Genomic DNA, 16,461 nt, shown 5'->3' on the forward strand with positions numbered 1-16,461 from the left:
GGCGTCGTACAGCCGGTCTAGGCTTTCAGCGGACCACGAGTCCCCCCTCACCCCCCAGACGGATGGAGCCAGCGTGCCCGGAGAGAACCTCACCCGCGTCGAGGCGCAAGAGCGCAAGAACGTCGTCGACGTGCAGTCGTACGAGATCGCCCTCGACCTGACCCGCGGCGACGAGGTGTTCGGCAGCTCGACCACCGTGCGCTTCACCGCCACCCCCGGTGCGTCGACCTTCATCGACGCGCTCACCCGCACCGTGCACTCGGTGACGCTCAACGGCACCGCGCTCGACGTCGACGCGGTCTCCGACGGCGTCCGCATCCAGCTCGCCGAGCTGGCCGCCGACAACGTGCTCGAGGTCGTCGCCGACGCCGAGTACACCAACACCGGCGAGGGCCTGCACCGCTTCGTCGACCCGGTCGACGGCGAGGTCTACCTCTACTCGCAGTTCGAGGTGCCCGACAGCCGCCGCGTCTTCGCGGTCTTCGAGCAGCCCGACCTCAAGGCGACGTTCCGGTTCACGGTCACCGCGCCCGCACGCTGGCAGGTCGTCAGCAACCAGACCACCCCCGAACCCGTCGTCGACGGCGAGACCGGCACCTGGACGTTCTCGCCCACGCCCGTGCTCTCGAGCTACGTCACGGCGATCATCGCCGGCCCGTACGACGTCGTCCGCAGCGACCTCACCAGCTCCGACGGCCGCACGATCCCGCTGGGCATCTTCACGCGTCGCTCGCTCACGGAGTACCTCGACGCCGACTACATCTTCGAGAAGACCCGTCAGGGCTTCGCCTACTACGAAGAGAAGTTCGACTACGCGTACCCCTTCGAGAAGTACGACCAGCTCTTCGTGCCGGAGTTCAACGCCGGCGCCATGGAGAACGCGGGTGCCGTCACCTTCGTCGAGACCTACGTCTTCCGCAGCAAGGTGACCGACGCCATCAAGGAGCGCCGCGTCGTCACGATCCTGCACGAGCTCGCCCACATGTGGTTCGGCGACCTCGTCACGATGAAGTGGTGGAACGACCTCTGGCTGAACGAGTCGTTCGCCGAGTGGGCCTCGACCATCTCGACCGCCGAGGCGACCGAGTGGACCGAGGCCTGGACCACCTTCCAGGCGATGGAGAAGAGCTGGGCCTACCGCCAGGACCAGCTGCCCTCGACCCACCCCGTCGTCGCCACGATCACCGACCTCGAGGACGTCCAGGTCAACTTCGACGGCATCACCTACGCCAAGGGCGGGTCGGTCCTCAAGCAGCTCGTCGCCTGGGTCGGCATCGACGCCTTCTACGCCGGCGTCGCCGCCTACTTCAAGAAGCACCACCACTCCAACACCGAGTTGAGCGACCTGCTCGTGGAGCTCGAGGCGACCTCGGGCCGCGAGCTGACCAGCTGGTCGAAGCTCTGGCTCGAGACCGCGGGCGTCAACACCCTGCGTCCCGAGCTCGAGGTCGACGAGCACGGCGTCATCACGTCGTTCGCCGTGCTGCAGGAGGCACCCGCCGACTACCCCACCATCCGCCCGCACCGCCTCGCCATCGGCCTCTACGCCCTGCAGGGCGACGCCCTGGTGCGCACCGACCGCGTCGAGATCGACGTCGACGGCACCCGCACCGAGGTGCCCGAACTGGTCGGCCTGAACCGCGGCGACCTCGTGCTGATCAACGACGACGACCTCGCCTACGCGAAGATCCGCCTCGACGAGGTGTCGCTCGCCACCGCGATCGCGCACCTGTCGAAGATCTCGAACCCGCTGGCCCGCGCCCTCGTCTGGGGCTCGGTCTGGGACGCGACGCGCGACGCCGAGACCTCGGCCTCCGACTACGTGCGACTCGTGCTCGACAACATCGCGACCGAGACCGAGTCGACGACGATCCGCACCACGCTCTCGCAGCTGCTGCAGACCGCCCGCAGCTACGTCGCCCCCGCACGCCGCGCCTCCACGATCACCGAGGTCGGCGACGGCCTCTGGGCCCTGGCCCAAGGTGCCGAGGCCGGGTCGGACGCACAGTTCCAGTTCGTCACCTTCTTCGCCGCGATCGCGTCCACCGAGGCGCACGAGGAGGCGCTGGCCGGTCTGCTCGACGGATCGCTCGCCCTCGAGGGCCTCACCGTCGACACCGACCTGCGCTGGCAGCTGCTCGAGGGCCTCGTGCTCGTCGGCGGTGCCGGCGATGCCGAGATCGACGCCGCCCTCGCCGAGGACAACACGGCGAACGGCGCCCAGGCGGCCGCACGGGCCCGTGCGACGATCGCGACCACCGAGGGCAAGCTCGCCGCCTTCGCGTCGGTCGTCGACAGCGCCGAACAGCCCAACGCCATCGTCCGCGCGACGACCCTCGGGTTCCAGCACACGAACGACCCGGCGATCCTGCAGCCCCTCGTCGAGCGCTACTTCTCGTCGCTCACCGGCATCTGGGAGTCGCGCAGCTACCACATCGCCGACACCCTCGTCTCGGGGCTGTACCCGGCCGGCCTCGCCGACCAGGCGCTCGTCGACGCGTCGTACGCGTGGCTCGAGGCGAACCCCGAGACGCCGGCCCTGCGCCGCATCGTGAGCGAGAGCGTCGCGGGCGTCGAGCGGGCCCTGCGGGTGCAGGCGGTCGACCAGCAGTAGTCACGTCCCGGGTCGCGCTGCGACCCGACGACCGACCCGGACGGCGGACCCTATCACAGGGCCCGCCGTTCCGGCGTCCAGGCGCCTCCCGGGTGGGGTTGCGGGGGCATGCTTGACTTGTCGCTCATATGGACGTTCTTCTCGCTGCCGCCACCGACCCCGCCGCCCCGATCGCCTTCGACTGGGACGCCTTCTGGACGATGTGGCGAGTTCCCATCCGGATCGCCGCGATCCTGCTCGTCGCGGTGCTGTTGCGCGTCGCCCTGCACTTCACCATCCGTCGGGTGGTCGACCAGGTCGTGAACGGCATCAAGCGGAAGCAGAACGTCGACGACACGCAGGCCCTCATGGCGTCGCCGCTCCAGGCGGTCCGCGTCGTGCAGCGCACTCGGACCCTCGGCAGCGTGCTGAACAACGTGGTCACGGTCGTCGTCGCGGGCATCGCGCTCGTGTTGATCCTCGGCGAACTCAACTTCAACGCCGTCGCCATCGTCAGCGCGGCCGGAGTCGTGGGGGCGGGTCTCGCATTCGGTGCCCAGAACATCGTGAAGGACATGCTCAACGGCATCTTCATGGTCGCCGAGGACCAGCTCGGTGTGGGGGACGTCGTCGACGTCGGACCCGCCGCCGGTGTCGTCGAAGCGGTGGGCATCAGGGTCACCCAGGTGCGCGACGTCAACGGCGTGCTGTGGTTCGTGCGCAACGGCGAGATCCTGCGGGTGGGCAACATGTCGCAGGGCTGGACGCGCGTGGTCATCGACCTCGCCGTGCCGTACTCGGCCGACGTGGACCAGGTGCAGGACGCCATGCTGAACACGGCCAACGAGCTCGCGGCGATCCCCAAGTGGAGGCGCGCCATCATCGACCAGCCCGAGGTCTGGGGCATCCAGTCGATCGCCGAGGAGCACGTGGTGATCCGCATCGTCGCCAAGACCCGGTCCTCCGACCGCGACAACGTCGACCGCGAGCTGCGGTCACGGCTCAAGAAGACCCTGGACGCCATGGACATCGTGCTGCCCTCGTTGACGAGCGTCGTCCTGACCGGCTTCGACAGCGCCTCCTCGGTCCAGGGTGCCCGGGCGCCGCGCACGGTGCCGACGCCCCACGTGCCGCGGAGCAAGCGCAAGTGAGCGACCTCCCGCTGACGCCGCGCCCGTCCAGTGCGCAGCCCGTGACTCCCCCGCCGTCGGCCGTGCCGGTCACCGTCCGGCGGGGTCTCGGTGACGATGCCGTCCAGGGCAACTTCTGGCAGCAGATCGGCGGTAGGCCGACCTTCGAGAAGCTGGTCCGCCGCTTCTACGAGGGCGTCCGGACCGACGAGGTGCTCTGGCCGATGTATCCCGAGACGGATCTCGAGGGCGCGATCCAGCGCTTGACGGGGTTCCTCGAGCAGTACTGGGGTGGGCCCACCACGTACAGCGAGGAGCGGGGGCACCCCCGCCTGCGCATGCGGCACATGCCGTTCCGGGTGACGCCCGAGGCACGTGACCACTGGCTGCAGCACATGCGGGTGGCCGTCGACGAACTGGAACTCGCGCCCCTCGACGACGCGATGCTCTGGGGTTACCTCGACCGTGCCGCCCAGGCCATGGTCAACACGTTCGAGCGCTGACCGCTCGCCGCCGGACCGTTCGGCGTCGGATCGCTCGTCAGAGCAAGGACGACCGCCGTTTGACGAGGACGTGGCCCTTGGACGTCGTGAGGCGCGTCCAGGTGCCGGTTTCGAAGACGGTCACCTCGTCCTCGCCGTCGAGGAAGCCCAGGCTGAGCGCACCGAAGCCGGCGCCGGCGGGGACTCCTTCGGCGCCCTCGACGGGTGCCGACCACACATCGGCCCGCACCCGGTGCACGATCTGCTCGCCGGTGCCCGTGGGGATCGCCTCGGCGACGCGGGCGATGCCGGCCTCGGCCGTCGTGCGGAGGCGATCGGCCTCGATCGGTTCGAGCCGCGCCCAACCGCCCCGCGGCGGCGAGATGGCTGCCCAGGTCACCGTGTTGACCGTGGCGGGCACGGACACGGTGACGGGCGCGGTCGGGTCGACGACGTCGTTCTGCAGGCGCACGAGGCGCTCCTTCAGCGACCGGACCGGCACCACGGCGTCGAACTCGGGTCGGTCGTCGAGCTGGAAGGTGCGGAGGCCGAGCACGGTGGGGCTCGAGTCGAGCAGTCCCATCGGGTAGAAGACGGCGACGTAGACGGCGAGGACGCCCGAGCCGGCGATGAGCCGGACCGAACCGTCCTCCACCCGGCCGGCACGCCCGAGATAGGTCGCGAGATCGCTGAGGGACAGGGAGTCGGGGAGGGTGAATGCGTCGTTCATCGGCCCCCTAAACTACATCGGGTGACCGTCGATCCGCTGCAGAGCCTGCTGTCCACCCTCGACCTCTCGCCGGCGGGCAACGTCGGCGGGCAGGACGTCTTCACCGGGGGGTCACAGCCCGAGCCGCTCGGTCGCGTGTTCGGCGGACAGGTCGCCGCACAGGCCCTCGTCGCCGCCCAGCGCACCGTCGGGGGCGGACGCGACGTCCATTCGCTGCACTCGTACTTCCTGCGGCCCGGCGACCTCACGATCCCCATCACCTTCACGGTCGACCGCATCCACGACGGCCGCTCGTTCGCGACCCGACGCACCCAGGCCTCGCAGGACGGCGTGCCGATCTTCTCGATGATCGCGTCCTTCCAGACCCCCGACGAGGGGCTCGACCACCAGGTCGACATGCCCACCGGGCTGCCCGACCCCGAGGACGTCCCGAGCGACGCCGAACTGTTGTCGGCCGTCGACAACCCCGTCGCCCAGTCGTGGGCGCGTCGCCCGTTCGACATGCGTCACGTGCCCTCACCCGTGTTCTTCAGCGTCGAGGGCGACCACGTCGCCCACCAGGCCGTCTGGCTCAAGGCCACGGGCCCGCTGCCCGACGACGCCGACCTGCACCGCGCCGCGCTGCTCTACGCCAGCGACTACACCCTGCTCGAACCGATCTACCGCCGCCACGGCGTCGCGTTCGTCACCCCCGGGCTCAAGGTCGCGAGCCTCGACCACGCCATGTGGTGGCACCGCCCCGCTCGAGTCGACGAGTGGCTGCTGTACGTGCAAGAGAGCCCCAACGCGGTCGGTGGCCGCGGACTCTCGCTCGGGCGCATCTACGACCGCGCGGGCACGCTCGTGGCCAGCGTCGCGCAAGAGGGCATGGTGCGGGTGCCGCGAGGCTGACCCGGCGCGTGCCGGGTCAGCGCCGGCGGAAGACCAGGGGTTCTTCGACGAACGGCGACCAGGCGTCGCGCTCGAGATCGGAGATGCGACGTGGCTGGTTGCTCGCCGAGTCGACGAGCACGATCGTGGTGGCGGCCTTGGTGAACAGCTGCCGGGGTTCGACGCCCTCGGGCGACCAGACCTCGTAGCAGACCTCGAGGCTCGCTCCGCCGAGACGACCGACCCAGATCTGCACGTCGAGCGGGGCCCGCAGGTACGGGATGGGGATCAGGTACTCGAGCTCTTGCCGGGCGATGAGCGTCATCGTGATGGCGTTCGGACTGCCGTCGAGGACGGCGGCCGACGACCGCTCGTCGATCGCCCCGTCTGCCGACCAGAACGCGTCGATGCGCGCCTCCTCGAGGAGGCGCAGCATCGACGCGTTGTTCACGTGTCGGTACCCGTCGAGATCGCTCCAGCGGACTCGGGTCGGCACGTGCAGGCGGGTCATGACGGTGCGGTGCCGGTCAGTCGCGCGTGAGCTTGCGGTACGTGGCCGAACTCGGCTTCGCCGCGTCGGCACCGAGGCGCTCGATCTTGTTCTCTTCGTACGCCTCGAAGTTGCCCTCGAACCAGTACCAGTTGGGGGTGCCGTCGTCGTTCAGGCCCTCCCACGAGAGGATGTGCGTCGCGATGCGGTCGAGGAACCACCGGTCGTGTGTGATGACCACGGCACAGCCGGGGAACTCGAGCAGCGCGTTCTCGAGGCTGCCCAGGGTCTCGACGTCGAGGTCGTTGGTGGGCTCGTCGAGCAGCAGCAGGTTGCCGCCCTGCTTGAGGGTCAGCGCCAGGTTGAGACGGTTGCGCTCACCACCGGACAGCACGCCCGCCTTCTTCTGCTGGTCGGGGCCCTTGAATCCGAACTGCGACACGTAGGCGCGCGACGGGATCTCGGTCTTGCCGACCTGGATGTAGTCGTGCCCCTCGGACACGACCTCCCACAGGTTCTTGTTCGGGTCGATGCCGCCACGGCTCTGGTCGACGTACGAGATGTCGACCGTCTCGCCGACCTTCAGCTCGCCGCCGTCGAGCGGCTCGAGACCGACGACGGTCTTGAAGAGCGTCGTCTTGCCGACGCCGTTCGGGCCGATCACACCGACGATGCCGTTGCGGGGCAGGGTGAACGACAGGTCGTCGATGAGCACCCGCTCACCGAACGCCTTGTGCAGCTTCTTGGCGTCGATGACCTGCGAGCCGAGGCGGGGGCCCACGGGGATCGCGATCTCTTCGAAGTCCAAGGTGCGCGTGCGCTCGGCCTCGTTCGCCATCTCTTCGTAGCGCGCCAGACGTGCCTTCGACTTGGCCTGGCGGCCCTTGGCGTTGCTGCGGACCCACTCGAGCTCGGAGGCGAGGCGCTTGGCGAGCTTGGCGTCCTTCTTGCCCTGGACCTGGAGGCGCTCGCCCTTCTTCTCGAGGTAGGTCGAGTAGTTGCCCTCGTAGGGGTAGAGGCGGCCGCGGTCGACCTCGGCGATCCACTCGGCGACGTGGTCGAGGAAGTACCGGTCGTGGGTCACGGCGAGCACGGCGCCGGGGTACTTGCTGAGGTGCTGCTCGAGCCAGAGCACGCTCTCGGCGTCGAGGTGGTTGGTGGGCTCGTCGAGGAGCAGGAGGTCGGGCTTCTGCAGCAGCAGCTTGCACAGCGCGACGCGGCGCTTCTCACCACCGGAGAGGTTCGCGACCTCGGCATCGCCCGGAGGCGTGCGCAGAGCCGACATGGCCTGCTCGAGCTGGGAGTCGAGGTCCCACGCGTCGGCGGCGTCGATCTCTTCTTGCAGGGTGCCCATCTCGGCGAGCAGCGCGTCGAAGTCGGCGTCGGGCTCGGCCATGGCGGCCGAGACCTCGTTGAAGCGGTCGAGCTTCTGCTTGATCGGCCCCACGCCCTCTTGGACGTTCTCGAGGACGGTCTTCGTCTCGTCGAGTTCGGGCTCTTGCATGAGGATGCCGACCGAGTAGCCGGGGCTGAGCTTCGCCTCGCCGTTGCTGGGGGTGTCGAGGCCCGCCATGATCTTGAGGATCGTCGACTTGCCGGCGCCGTTCGGCCCCACGACACCGATCTTCGCCCCCGGGATGAACGACATGGTGACGTCGTCGAGGATCAGCTTGTCGCCGACCGCCTTGCGGGCGCGCACCATCGAGTAAATGTATTCGGCCATGGCAGCGAGTCTATCGGGCGGGGCCCCGCCCCCGACGTCACCAGTCGATGGCTCGGGTCGACCCCACGAGGCAGGCGCCCGTGCCGAGCACCGGCGCCGTCTGGCTCGTGTAGCCGGCGCCCGAGACCTGCCCGATCAAGCAGTCCTGACCCCAGAGCACCGAGAACTGCACGCTGTCGGCGTCACGGCCGATCGAGGTCGTGTCGGCGGTGACCTGCATCGTCGACTTGTCGAAGCCCGCGGCCACCAGCGCGTCGACGACCGCACGCCCGCCCGGGCGGGCGTTCGCCGCGACGGTCGCGGCGTTCACCTCGTCGAAGTGGGCCAGCGCCTCGGCCGTCGTCGACTCGGACGAGAACGCCGGAGCGCCCGTCGAGATCGCCGTGGGCGGCGTCGTCGGCGCCGGCTCGGGTGACGAGGTGCAGCCCACGAGGGGGACCACCACGGCCAGCAGGATCGCGGCGAGCGCCGGGCCGCGTGGGGGTCTCGAACCGGTCACGGGTGCCCTTCGTCGCGGGTGGCGGCCGCGGGTCGGCCAGCCGTGTCGAGTCTACGGCGTGCCGACCCGCGGGCCGGGAACACGGGGGTGCCCGGGTGGTCAGAACGGGGCCAACACCTCGTCGGCGCCGACGGACTGTGGAGCACCCCAGTCCGCGCCGTCGTCAGGGACCGCCACCCGGTCGGGGGCCGACGCGGACGCATCCGACGCGGAAGCGTCCGAGGGGCCACCTTGACCGGCCCCACCGTCGCCCTCCGTCTCGGGTGCCGCCCCGCTCTGGTCGGGGGTCGCGTCCGCATCGTCACCACCCGCGGCCGACGGCGCCACCGGCCCGGCGGCCGGGGCGGACGCGACCCGCCGTTCGAAGGTCGACCTGCCCCAGACGAGGTCGTGACCGATCGCGTCGGCGTCGATCTCGACCGTCATGCCGCTGCGTTCGCCGGACTCCCACGAGCGGATGCGCACCCGCCCGGTGACGACGACCCGCTGCCCCTTGCGGAGGCTGGCCAGGACGTTGTCGGCGAGCTGGCGGAAGGCCGTGACGGTGTACCAGTTCGTCTCGCCGTCCACCCACTCGCCCTTGACGCGGTCGTAGCGCCGTTGCGACGAGGCGAGCCGGAAGCTCGTGATGGAGAGGCCGGACTGCGTGACGAGGGCCCGGGGGTCGGTCGCGATGATCCCTGTGAGGGTGATGGTGTCTGTCATGACGGGAGTCTCGCGAAGGCGGGACGCCCCCGGGACGGCACCCGCGCCTCCTTGTGGAGAAAGACTGCGGGGGCCGCTCGGGGGACGACGCGACTGCAGGTCGTCCGGCGACTACCGAGCCTCAGTGTTCGTGGAACTCGGGGTAGTCGGCGCCCGGCCCCAACGCCGCGAACAGGGCGCTCTTGGCCACGGCCAGGGTCGGATAGACGCCGCCGTCCTGCCCCTTCGCGGACAGTCGCACGGCGAAGCCGTCGTCGGTCCGCAGGATGGTGCCGACCGCGCCTGCCGGGCCCACGGCCACCCAGGTCTGTCGGTGCAAGGTGTTCTGGTCACTCATCGTCGAGCGCCCCTTTCCTCTTCTCTCGGTCGGTCGCGCCGGTCGGCGCGGCCCGTCTACGAGGCGAGCACGTACTTCGCGTACGACTTGCGGATCTTGGTGACCTTCGGCAGAGCGACGGCCGTGCAGTAGCCCTGGCCGGGGTTCTTGGCGAAGAAGTCCTGGTGGTGCTCCTCGGCGTCGTACCAGGTGGGCAGCGGCTCGATCGTCGTGACGACACCGCCGTCCCAGGCCTCGGAGGCGCGATCGCGGGCCGCCCGGAAGAGCGCCTCCTGCTCGTCGTCGGCGAAGAACATCGCCGAGCGGTACTGGGTGCCGACGTCCGCGCCCTGCCGGTTCAGCTGACGCGGGTCGTGCAGGGTGAAGAAGACGTCGAGGACGACGTCGGCGGGGAGCTTCTCGGGGTCGAAGGTGACCGCGACGGCCTCGGCGTGCCCCGTCCGGCCGGTGCACACGTCGTCGTAGCTCGGCTGCACGGTGTCTCCGCCGGTGTAGCCCGAGACCACCTCGGTGACGCCGTCGAGGGTGCGGTAGACCGCGTCGAGGCACCAGAAGCAACCGCCGGCGAGAACGAATGTCGTCATGCCCGTGAACCTACTCCCGAGTCGAGGCCCCGCCCTAGGCTGACCGCATGAGATCACCCTTCACGCCCTACGTCGCCGACGACGCACGGTACTCACGACTCGACTACGTCCGAACGGGCCGCAGCGGGCTCAAGCTGCCCCGCATCTCGCTGGGCTTCTGGAACAACTTCGGTTCGGACCGCGGACTCGAGACCCAGCGCGACATCGTGCTCCGCGCGTTCGACCGCGGGGTCACCCACTTCGACCTGGCGAACAACTACGGCCCGCCCTACGGCTCGGCGGAAGAGCAGTTCGGCCGCATCGCCGCGGCGAACCTGCGCCCCTACCGTGACGAGATCGTGGTGTCGTCCAAGGCGGGTTACGACATGACCCCCGGGCCGTACGGCGACGGGGGGTCGCGCAAGTACCTGCTGAACTCGCTCGAGGCCAGCCTCGGGCGGCTCGGCATGGACCACGTCGACATCTTCTACTCGCACCGTCCCGACCCCGAGACCCCGATCGACGAGACGATGGGGGCGCTCGCGACGGCCGTCCGGCAGGGCAAGGCGCTCTACGCCGGCATCTCGAACTACGACCCGGCGCAGACCGAGGCCGCGATCGACGCCCTGGCGGCCGAGGGCGTGCCGTTGCTGATCCACCAGCCGCGGTACAACATGTTCGACCGCCGGCCCGAGCGAGGGCTGTTCGACACCTTGCTGTCCCGCGGCGTCGGCTCGATCGTGTTCTCGCCGCTGGCCGGGGGCCTCCTGACGAACCGCTACCTCTCGGGCAGCGCTCCCGCGGGCTCGCGCGCGGCCGAGGGCCGCTGGTTCTCCGAGGACGCCTTCGACGAGACCTACCTCTCGCGCGTCCGCGGCCTGAACGAGATCGCGGAGGCGCGGGGCCAGTCGCTCGCGCAGCTCTCGCTCACCTGGGTGCTGCGCCAACCCGCCGTGACCAGCGCCCTCATCGGCGCCTCGTCGGTGGCCCAGCTGGACGACAGCCTGGACGCGCTCCACGGTGCCGAGCTGACCGAGGACGAGCTCGCGGCGATCGAGCCGCTGGCGGTCGACGGCACCGGCCGCTGACCGGACGGCGCGGTGCCGGACGGGCACCGCGCCCTCCCAGGCGTCCGACGTCGATGTCGGTGGTCGCCCCTAGCGTCAGGGGTGTTCTCGACAGCATCGGCCGGATGACCTCAGGAGCACCTCATGACCAGCAGCACCCTCGACCACGCGATCGTCCCGCCTGCCCAGCACGCTCACGCAGGCGTTCCCCTCCCCGCCCTGCGCTCGACCCGGGGCGGCCTGCAGCTCGTCCAGGTGCACGACGACCTCGCCCGGGTGACCCGACCCGGTGGCGAGATCGTGGGCTACGTCGAGCGCTTCGACGACCCGCAGGGTGATCGGTACCGCGCCAAACGGTTCCTGCCCCGTCAGCGTCGGTTCGTCGAGATCGGCGAGTTCTGGAGTCGCGACGACGCCACCGACTGCTTCCGGTTCGCCTGATCCCGACGACGCCACCGGGGGCCGTGACGGCCTTACCGACGGCGGGCTCGCCAGCATGTCGCAGCCGTGCAACCTTCGACCTCGGCTGTAGTGTTCGCCCCATGCAGTGGTGGAACGGTTTGGTCGAATGGCTCTCTTCCGACAACGGGTGGCGCGTCGTCACCGATGCGGTGATCCCCTTCGTCGCCATCGTCGTGGCCGGCGTCGTCGCAGCTCTCATCGGCCGCGCGAGCACGCGACGCGTCGTGTCGTTGCACGAGGACGAGGCGAAGGCGGCGGCCGTCGCGGCCCTCGTCTCGGCGGCCCGCAAGGGTGCCGTCTACAGCTCGCTCGGGGTCGAGGAGCGTGCCTACGCCGATCACCTCGGCCACGAGGCCGACGTCCGCCTGCGGTTGCTGCCCGCGACCGGCAGCACCCTCGCCGCCGACTGGGCCGCTCACGAACTGGCCGAGATCAAGCGCAACTCGGCGTCCTTCAGCTTCCAGTCCGAGCAGACGCTGGGTGAACTCCGCGACCGTCTCGTCGAGTGGCAGAAACGTCCCGGGCGAGCCAAGAAGCTCTTCCGCGACGATCTCGCCCGCTGGAAGTACGAAGAGGCCGACGTCGACCGCGACACGGCCGCGAAGCAGAAGGCCTGGGAGGCCGAGCAGCGCGCCGCGTCGGCGACCGAGAAGCGACGCACCGATGCCTCCGCGCCCTCGGGTGCCGCACCCTCGGCAGCGCTCCGCCCCGCGGCCCTCGACGATGCCCCGGTCCGGGGTGGCGACGAGGCCTACCGGGCACCCACGGCTCCCGCCCCGCTGGCGGGCCCCTCGCCGGTTTCCGCGCCCGAGGCACCGGCCGTCACGTCGGGTGAGGCGTCCCACGACGACACCCGCGACGACCCGATGGACGACGAGCGCTACGAACAGCCGGTCAGTGCGAGCCAGGTCCGCCGCCGCACGGCACCCGAACGCGCGGACGACTGATCCCGTGGACGACGACGCGCCCCCGACCTCGGTCGGGGGCGCGTCGTCGTGGGGGGTGAGGCTTGGTGCCCCCGGCAGCCAGCGTCATCACCACAGTGAACCTGCGACCAAGAGATGAGAAGCACCGCGTAGATCATCGGTGGCGTGGTGCCCCCGGCAGGAATCGAACCTGCGACCAAGAGATTAGAAGGCTCCTGCTCTATCCGCTGAGCTACGGGGGCGGACCCGTCCACGATACCGTGCCCGCTCCTCCGTCCCGGTAGCGGTCCAGCCAGGCTCCGCACCGCGTTTCGTGCACCACACCCCGAGGAGTCGCGGTGCGGTGCACGAAATGCAGTGACTCGCGCGTCCCGAGGCGCGGGGCGGCCGGGCGGACCGGTCGCGTCGTCCGGCCGGTCAGCCCAGCGGGCTGGTCAGGTCGTACAGCGTGACCCCGTCGACCTCGGTCGGGCTGAAGTTCGCCTCGACCCACGCCGCGATCTCGCTCGAGGACGAGCTGCCGCCGTTCGACTGCCCGACGGTCCCTCCGACGAACCAGTGGATCTGCCCGTCGGTGACGTACTGCTCGAACTGCTCCAGGGTCGGTGACGGGTCGCTGCCGTTGAACCCGCCGACCGCCATGACCGGGTCGCCGGTCGCGAGCTGGTAGCCCGCCGCGGTGTTCGACCCGACGGCTGCGGCGACCCAGGTGTACCGGTCCGCGTCCGCGCCGACCACGGCGGCGAGCTCGTCACTGACCGAGCCCGAGCCGAGCAACGAGCCGGCTCCGCCCCCGCCACCGGGGAATCCGCGCGTGGCCGTACCCGCGCCTCCTGCGGTTCCCGCGCCGGCGCCGGTGCCGGCGCCGGGACCGAACGCGGTGCCCGCTCCCCCGCCGGTGCCGCCTGGCAGCTGCGGGGGCGTGCCGCCAGCCGTACCACCGGGCCCGCCACCAGCCGCCCCACCGCCACGGCCACCGCCACCGCCGAACCCGCCGGCGCCACCACCGCCGAACCCGCCCGTGCCGCCCGAGACGGTCGGCCCGGCCGTGACGATCGAGCCGGTGTGGGCGGTCGACACGGTCTCGACCGAGTAGGCCGCCGGAGCCAGCAAACCGCCCGCGACCAGCACGGCGAGCGTCGCCGCCGTGAGCGCCCGACCCCGTCGCGGCAGCAGCACGAGCACGGCGCCCACCACGGCGAGCGCGACGACGACGTACCGGAGCCAGGGGTGCCAGGCCTCCGCCCGTCCGAGCAGCACCCAGGCCCAGACGCCCGTGAGCAGAGCCGACGCCGCCAGCACGATCCGCACCCACAGCCGGGCCCGTCGCCGCCACAGCACGTCGGCCGCGACCCCGAGGGTCACCGCGATCGCCGGCGCGAGGGCCACTGTGTAGTACGCGTGGAAGATCCCCGACATGAAACTGAAGACCAGCGCCGTGAGCACCGTCCAGCCGCCGAACAGCAGCAGTGTGGCTCGACGGGCCGAGGTGCGGTGCCGCCAGCCGAACAGCACGAGGGCCGAGACTCCCAGGACCAGTGCGGCCGGCAGCAGCCAGGTGATCTGGCCACCGAACTCGCCCGTGAAGAGCCGGGTGATGCCGGTCTCACCCCACATGCCCGTGGTGGCCGCGCCGGTGCCGCCGCCCCCGCCCGTCACGCTGCCCGTCTCGTCGCCCGTGAGCCGTCCGAGGCCGTTGTAGCCGAAGGTCAACTCGAGGAACGAGTTCGTCTGCGAGCCACCGACGTACGGCCGCATGCTCGCGGGCACCAGCTCGACGAGGGCGACCCACCAGCCGGCCGACACCACGACCGCACCGAGCGCGGCCAGCAGGTGCAGCACCCGCTTGCGCAGCAGGACGGGCGCCGCGACGAGGTACACCCCGGCCAGCACGGGCAGGATGACGAACGCCTGGAGTTGCTTGGTCAGGAAGCCGAAGCCGATCGCCACGCCGGCCCAGACGACCCAGCGGACGCGGCCCGTCTCGACGCCGCGCAGGGTCAGGTACGTGGCGAGGGTCAGCAGCAGCACGAGCAGTGCGTCGGGGTTGTTGAAGCGGAACATCAACACGGCGACGGGGGTCAGCGCCAGGGCTCCGCCGGCGACGAACGCGGCGACGGCCGAGAAGTGGCGCCGCACCGTGGCCCAGACGAGTCCGACGGTCGCGACGCCCATCAGGGCCTCGGGCAGCAGGATGCTGAACGACGACAGCCCGAACACCCGGACCGACAGGGCCATGACCCACAGGCTCGCGGGCGGCTTGTCGACCGTGATCGAGTTCGCGGCGTCGGACGAGCCGTAGAGGAACGCCTCCCAGTTCTGCGAACCGGCCTGCACCGCGGCCGAGTAGAACGAGTTCGCCCAGCCGTTCGCCGACAGGTTCACCAGGTAGAACGCCCCCGTGGCGACCAGCAGCGCGAGGAACGCCGGTCGCTCCCACCGTGCCGCGTCCTCGCGCCCGCGCACCAGACGGTGAGCGAGCGAACGGAGGCGCTGGCCGGCCGACCCGGACGGCGAGCGTCGATCGGTCAGCGGCACCGGCGTCGTCCCGGCGCTCATCGACGGACCGCCGTGACGTCGTCGTCGCCGGCCACGGCGTCGACGCGGGTGGTGAGGTCGGACACGGGGTCGGTGGCACCGACCCGCTCGTCGGCCGGTCCCGGCGTGACGTGCGTCGCCTGCGACCGGAACACCCAGACGCGCAACAGCACGAAGCGCAGCACGGTGGCGACGAGGTTCGCGGCCGTCAACACGAGCAGCTCGGCCTGGGCTCCTGCCGCGGGTGCCGCGGCGTGCAGCACGACGAGCGACCCCGAGGTCAGCACCCAGGCGAGCACGAAGACCATCAGCCCTTGCAGCTGGTGTCGCGCCACGCCAGACGCTCCCCTCACCCCGAACGTGAACCGCCGGTTGGCGGCCGTGTTGAACACGGCCGTCACGAGCAACGACACAAAGTTCGCCGCTTGGGCCGGCATCACCTGCTGCGCGACGAGGTAGAGCAGCGCGTACGCGGCGGTCGAGGCGACCCCGACGACACCGAACCGCACGACCTGCGAGAAGAACGTGGGAGGCGCGGGCGGCTCGAACGGACGCCTCCCGATCGCGTCGTACACCGCCTGGACCGGGATCGCGCCCCGGGCGATGCCCGTGCCCACCCGCAGCATCCCCCTGAGGTCGGCGGCGGCCGTGGAGACGATGTCGACCGAGCTGTCGGGGTCGTCGACCCAGTCGACCGGGACCTCGTGGATGCGCAGGCCCGAGCGTTCGGCGAGGATCAGCAGCTCGGTGTCGAAGAACCACCCGGTGTCCTCGACGAGGGGCAACAGTCGCTCGGCAGCCTCGCGCCGGATCGCCTTGAAGCCGCACTGGGCGTCGCTGAACCCCACCCCCATCGTCCGACGCAGCAAGAAGTTGTAGCTGCGCGAGACGAACTCCCGCTTGCCGCCCCGCACGACCCGCGACGACCGGCTCAGCCGGGTGCCGATCGCGAGGTCGGAGTGGCCGGAGAGCAACGGCGCCACGAGTGGACCGAGCGCCGAGAGGTCGGTGGAGAGGTCCTCGTCGAGGTACACCAGCACGTCGGCGGGCGAGGCCGCCCAGACCTGCTTGAGGGCACGACCTCGGCCGTTCTCGGCGAGGTGGACGACGGTCACGCCCCGCAGGCGTCGGGCGAGGTCGTCGGCGAGGGCCGGCGTGCCGTCGGTGCTGGCGTTGTCGGCCACGGTGATGCGCCAGGTCTCGGTGACGTGGCGGGTCAGATGGTGATGGAGGCTCGTGATGCTGGCCTCGAGGGTGGTGGCCTCGTCGAAGACGGGCACCACGATGTCGAGACGCAGGATGTCGGTATCGGGCATGGGACCACGATCGATCGCCACCCCATCAGC

General features: G+C 70.7%; 16 protein-coding genes and 1 tRNA gene. 7 read left to right on the plus strand and 10 right to left on the minus strand.

Annotated features, from left to right (window positions below; translation table 11 throughout):
- The first annotated feature begins 73 nt into the window (after positions 1 to 73).
- From pepN to BIV04_RS12630, 3 genes are all read left to right on the plus strand, one after another.
- Positions 74 to 2,614 carry an aminopeptidase N gene (gene pepN / locus BIV04_RS12620; RefSeq protein ID WP_071256650.1) on the plus strand — a complete coding sequence of 847 codons (2,541 nt, stop codon included), beginning with the start codon at positions 74 to 76 and terminating at the stop codon, positions 2,612 to 2,614.
- 128 nt (positions 2,615 to 2,742) lie between these two features.
- The gene (locus BIV04_RS12625) at positions 2,743 to 3,744 is read left to right on the plus strand and encodes a mechanosensitive ion channel family protein (RefSeq protein WP_071256651.1); all 1,002 of its coding nucleotides are present in this window, start codon (positions 2,743 to 2,745) and stop codon (positions 3,742 to 3,744) included.
- Positions 3,745 to 3,806: 62 nt separating this feature from the next.
- On the plus strand, positions 3,807 to 4,226 hold the full coding sequence (locus BIV04_RS12630) for a globin (protein ID WP_071256851.1): 420 nt from the start codon (positions 3,807 to 3,809) through the stop codon (positions 4,224 to 4,226).
- Between the two features lie 37 nt (positions 4,227 to 4,263).
- On the opposite strand, the gene BIV04_RS12635 is transcribed toward BIV04_RS12630, so the two are convergent.
- The gene (locus tag BIV04_RS12635; RefSeq protein WP_071256652.1) at positions 4,264 to 4,935 is read right to left on the minus strand and encodes a hypothetical protein; all 672 of its coding nucleotides are present in this window, start codon (positions 4,933 to 4,935) and stop codon (positions 4,264 to 4,266) included.
- A 21-nt stretch (positions 4,936 to 4,956) separates the two neighbouring features.
- On the opposite strand from BIV04_RS12635, the gene BIV04_RS12640 reads away from it, so the two are divergent.
- A complete protein-coding gene (locus BIV04_RS12640; RefSeq protein WP_043597010.1) occupies positions 4,957 to 5,826 on the plus strand; it encodes an acyl-CoA thioesterase II in 870 nt (289 codons plus the stop codon).
- Positions 5,827 to 5,842: 16 nt separating this feature from the next.
- Here BIV04_RS12640 and BIV04_RS12645 read toward each other — a convergent pair whose 3' ends face one another.
- The 6 genes from BIV04_RS12645 to msrA all read right to left on the minus strand — a co-directional run bounded on the left by BIV04_RS12645 (position 5,843) and on the right by msrA (position 10,143).
- Positions 5,843 to 6,316: a thioesterase family protein gene (locus tag BIV04_RS12645; protein ID WP_071256653.1), complete on the minus strand. Its 474-nt coding sequence runs from the start codon at positions 6,314 to 6,316 to the stop codon at positions 5,843 to 5,845.
- Between the two features lie 16 nt (positions 6,317 to 6,332).
- Positions 6,333 to 8,018, minus strand: a complete 1,686-nt coding sequence (gene ettA / locus BIV04_RS12650; protein ID WP_071256654.1) for an energy-dependent translational throttle protein EttA — start codon at positions 8,016 to 8,018, stop codon at positions 6,333 to 6,335.
- A 37-nt stretch (positions 8,019 to 8,055) separates the two neighbouring features.
- Positions 8,056 to 8,517, minus strand: a complete 462-nt coding sequence (locus tag BIV04_RS12655) for a hypothetical protein (protein WP_071256655.1) — start codon at positions 8,515 to 8,517, stop codon at positions 8,056 to 8,058.
- Between the two features lie 99 nt (positions 8,518 to 8,616).
- A complete protein-coding gene (locus tag BIV04_RS12660; RefSeq protein WP_071256656.1) occupies positions 8,617 to 9,222 on the minus strand; it encodes a single-stranded DNA-binding protein in 606 nt (201 codons plus the stop codon).
- 121 nt (positions 9,223 to 9,343) lie between these two features.
- On the minus strand, positions 9,344 to 9,559 hold the full coding sequence (locus BIV04_RS12665) for a hypothetical protein (protein ID WP_071256657.1): 216 nt from the start codon (positions 9,557 to 9,559) through the stop codon (positions 9,344 to 9,346).
- A 56-nt stretch (positions 9,560 to 9,615) separates the two neighbouring features.
- Entirely contained in the window at positions 9,616 to 10,143 is a 528-nt protein-coding gene (gene msrA / locus BIV04_RS12670) for a peptide-methionine (S)-S-oxide reductase MsrA (protein ID WP_071256658.1), read from the minus strand.
- Between the two features lie 47 nt (positions 10,144 to 10,190).
- Here msrA and BIV04_RS12675 point away from each other — a divergent pair, with 47 nt between their 5' ends.
- From BIV04_RS12675 to BIV04_RS12685, 3 genes are all read left to right on the plus strand, one after another.
- A complete protein-coding gene (locus BIV04_RS12675; protein WP_071256659.1) occupies positions 10,191 to 11,210 on the plus strand; it encodes an aldo/keto reductase in 1,020 nt (339 codons plus the stop codon).
- Positions 11,211 to 11,333: 123 nt separating this feature from the next.
- Positions 11,334 to 11,630, plus strand: coding sequence for a hypothetical protein (locus tag BIV04_RS12680; RefSeq protein WP_255364285.1), 297 nt, complete (start codon positions 11,334 to 11,336; stop codon positions 11,628 to 11,630).
- A gap of 101 nt (positions 11,631 to 11,731) precedes the next feature.
- Positions 11,732 to 12,598, plus strand: coding sequence for a hypothetical protein (locus BIV04_RS12685; protein WP_071256660.1), 867 nt, complete (start codon positions 11,732 to 11,734; stop codon positions 12,596 to 12,598).
- Between the two features lie 145 nt (positions 12,599 to 12,743).
- Here BIV04_RS12685 and BIV04_RS12690 read toward each other — a convergent pair.
- From BIV04_RS12690 to BIV04_RS12700, 3 genes are all read right to left on the minus strand, one after another.
- Positions 12,744 to 12,819: transfer RNA gene (locus BIV04_RS12690), tRNA-Arg, on the minus strand.
- Between the two features lie 175 nt (positions 12,820 to 12,994).
- On the minus strand, positions 12,995 to 15,136 hold the full coding sequence (locus BIV04_RS12695) for a glycosyltransferase family 39 protein (protein WP_071256661.1): 2,142 nt from the start codon (positions 15,134 to 15,136) through the stop codon (positions 12,995 to 12,997).
- Positions 15,133 to 16,431 (minus strand): bifunctional glycosyltransferase family 2/GtrA family protein, encoded by a 1,299-nt coding sequence (locus BIV04_RS12700; protein WP_071256852.1) that lies wholly within the window; start codon positions 16,429 to 16,431, stop codon positions 15,133 to 15,135. The genes BIV04_RS12695 and BIV04_RS12700 overlap by 4 nt, the downstream gene beginning before the upstream one ends.
- Positions 16,432 to 16,461: the final 30 nt, after the last annotated feature.

This window comes from Frigoribacterium sp. MCBA15_019 (assembly GCF_001864945.1).
Taxonomy (GTDB): domain Bacteria; phylum Actinomycetota; class Actinomycetes; order Actinomycetales; family Microbacteriaceae; genus Frigoribacterium.

Excerpts from the sequence above, each read along its gene's own strand:
- BIV04_RS12665 (WP_071256657.1), bottom strand. The coding sequence starts at position 9,559 with ATGAGTGACCAGAACACCTTGCACCGACAGACCTGGGTGGCCGTGGGC.
- ettA (WP_071256654.1), bottom strand. The coding sequence starts at position 8,018 with ATGGCCGAATACATTTACTCGATGGTGCGCGCCCGCAAGGCGGTCGGC.
- BIV04_RS12625 (WP_071256651.1), top strand. The coding sequence starts at position 2,743 with ATGGACGTTCTTCTCGCTGCCGCCACCGACCCCGCCGCCCCGATCGCC.
- BIV04_RS12680 (WP_255364285.1), top strand. The coding sequence starts at position 11,334 with ATGACCAGCAGCACCCTCGACCACGCGATCGTCCCGCCTGCCCAGCAC.
- BIV04_RS12645 (WP_071256653.1), bottom strand. The coding sequence starts at position 6,316 with ATGACCCGCCTGCACGTGCCGACCCGAGTCCGCTGGAGCGATCTCGAC.
- BIV04_RS12660 (WP_071256656.1), bottom strand. The coding sequence starts at position 9,222 with ATGACAGACACCATCACCCTCACAGGGATCATCGCGACCGACCCCCGG.
- BIV04_RS12700 (WP_071256852.1), bottom strand. The coding sequence starts at position 16,431 with ATGCCCGATACCGACATCCTGCGTCTCGACATCGTGGTGCCCGTCTTC.
- msrA (WP_071256658.1), bottom strand. The coding sequence starts at position 10,143 with ATGACGACATTCGTTCTCGCCGGCGGTTGCTTCTGGTGCCTCGACGCG.
- BIV04_RS12635 (WP_071256652.1), bottom strand. The coding sequence starts at position 4,935 with ATGAACGACGCATTCACCCTCCCCGACTCCCTGTCCCTCAGCGATCTC.
- BIV04_RS12675 (WP_071256659.1), top strand. The coding sequence starts at position 10,191 with ATGAGATCACCCTTCACGCCCTACGTCGCCGACGACGCACGGTACTCA.
- BIV04_RS12695 (WP_071256661.1), bottom strand. The coding sequence starts at position 15,136 with ATGAGCGCCGGGACGACGCCGGTGCCGCTGACCGATCGACGCTCGCCG.
- BIV04_RS12685 (WP_071256660.1), top strand. The coding sequence starts at position 11,732 with ATGCAGTGGTGGAACGGTTTGGTCGAATGGCTCTCTTCCGACAACGGG.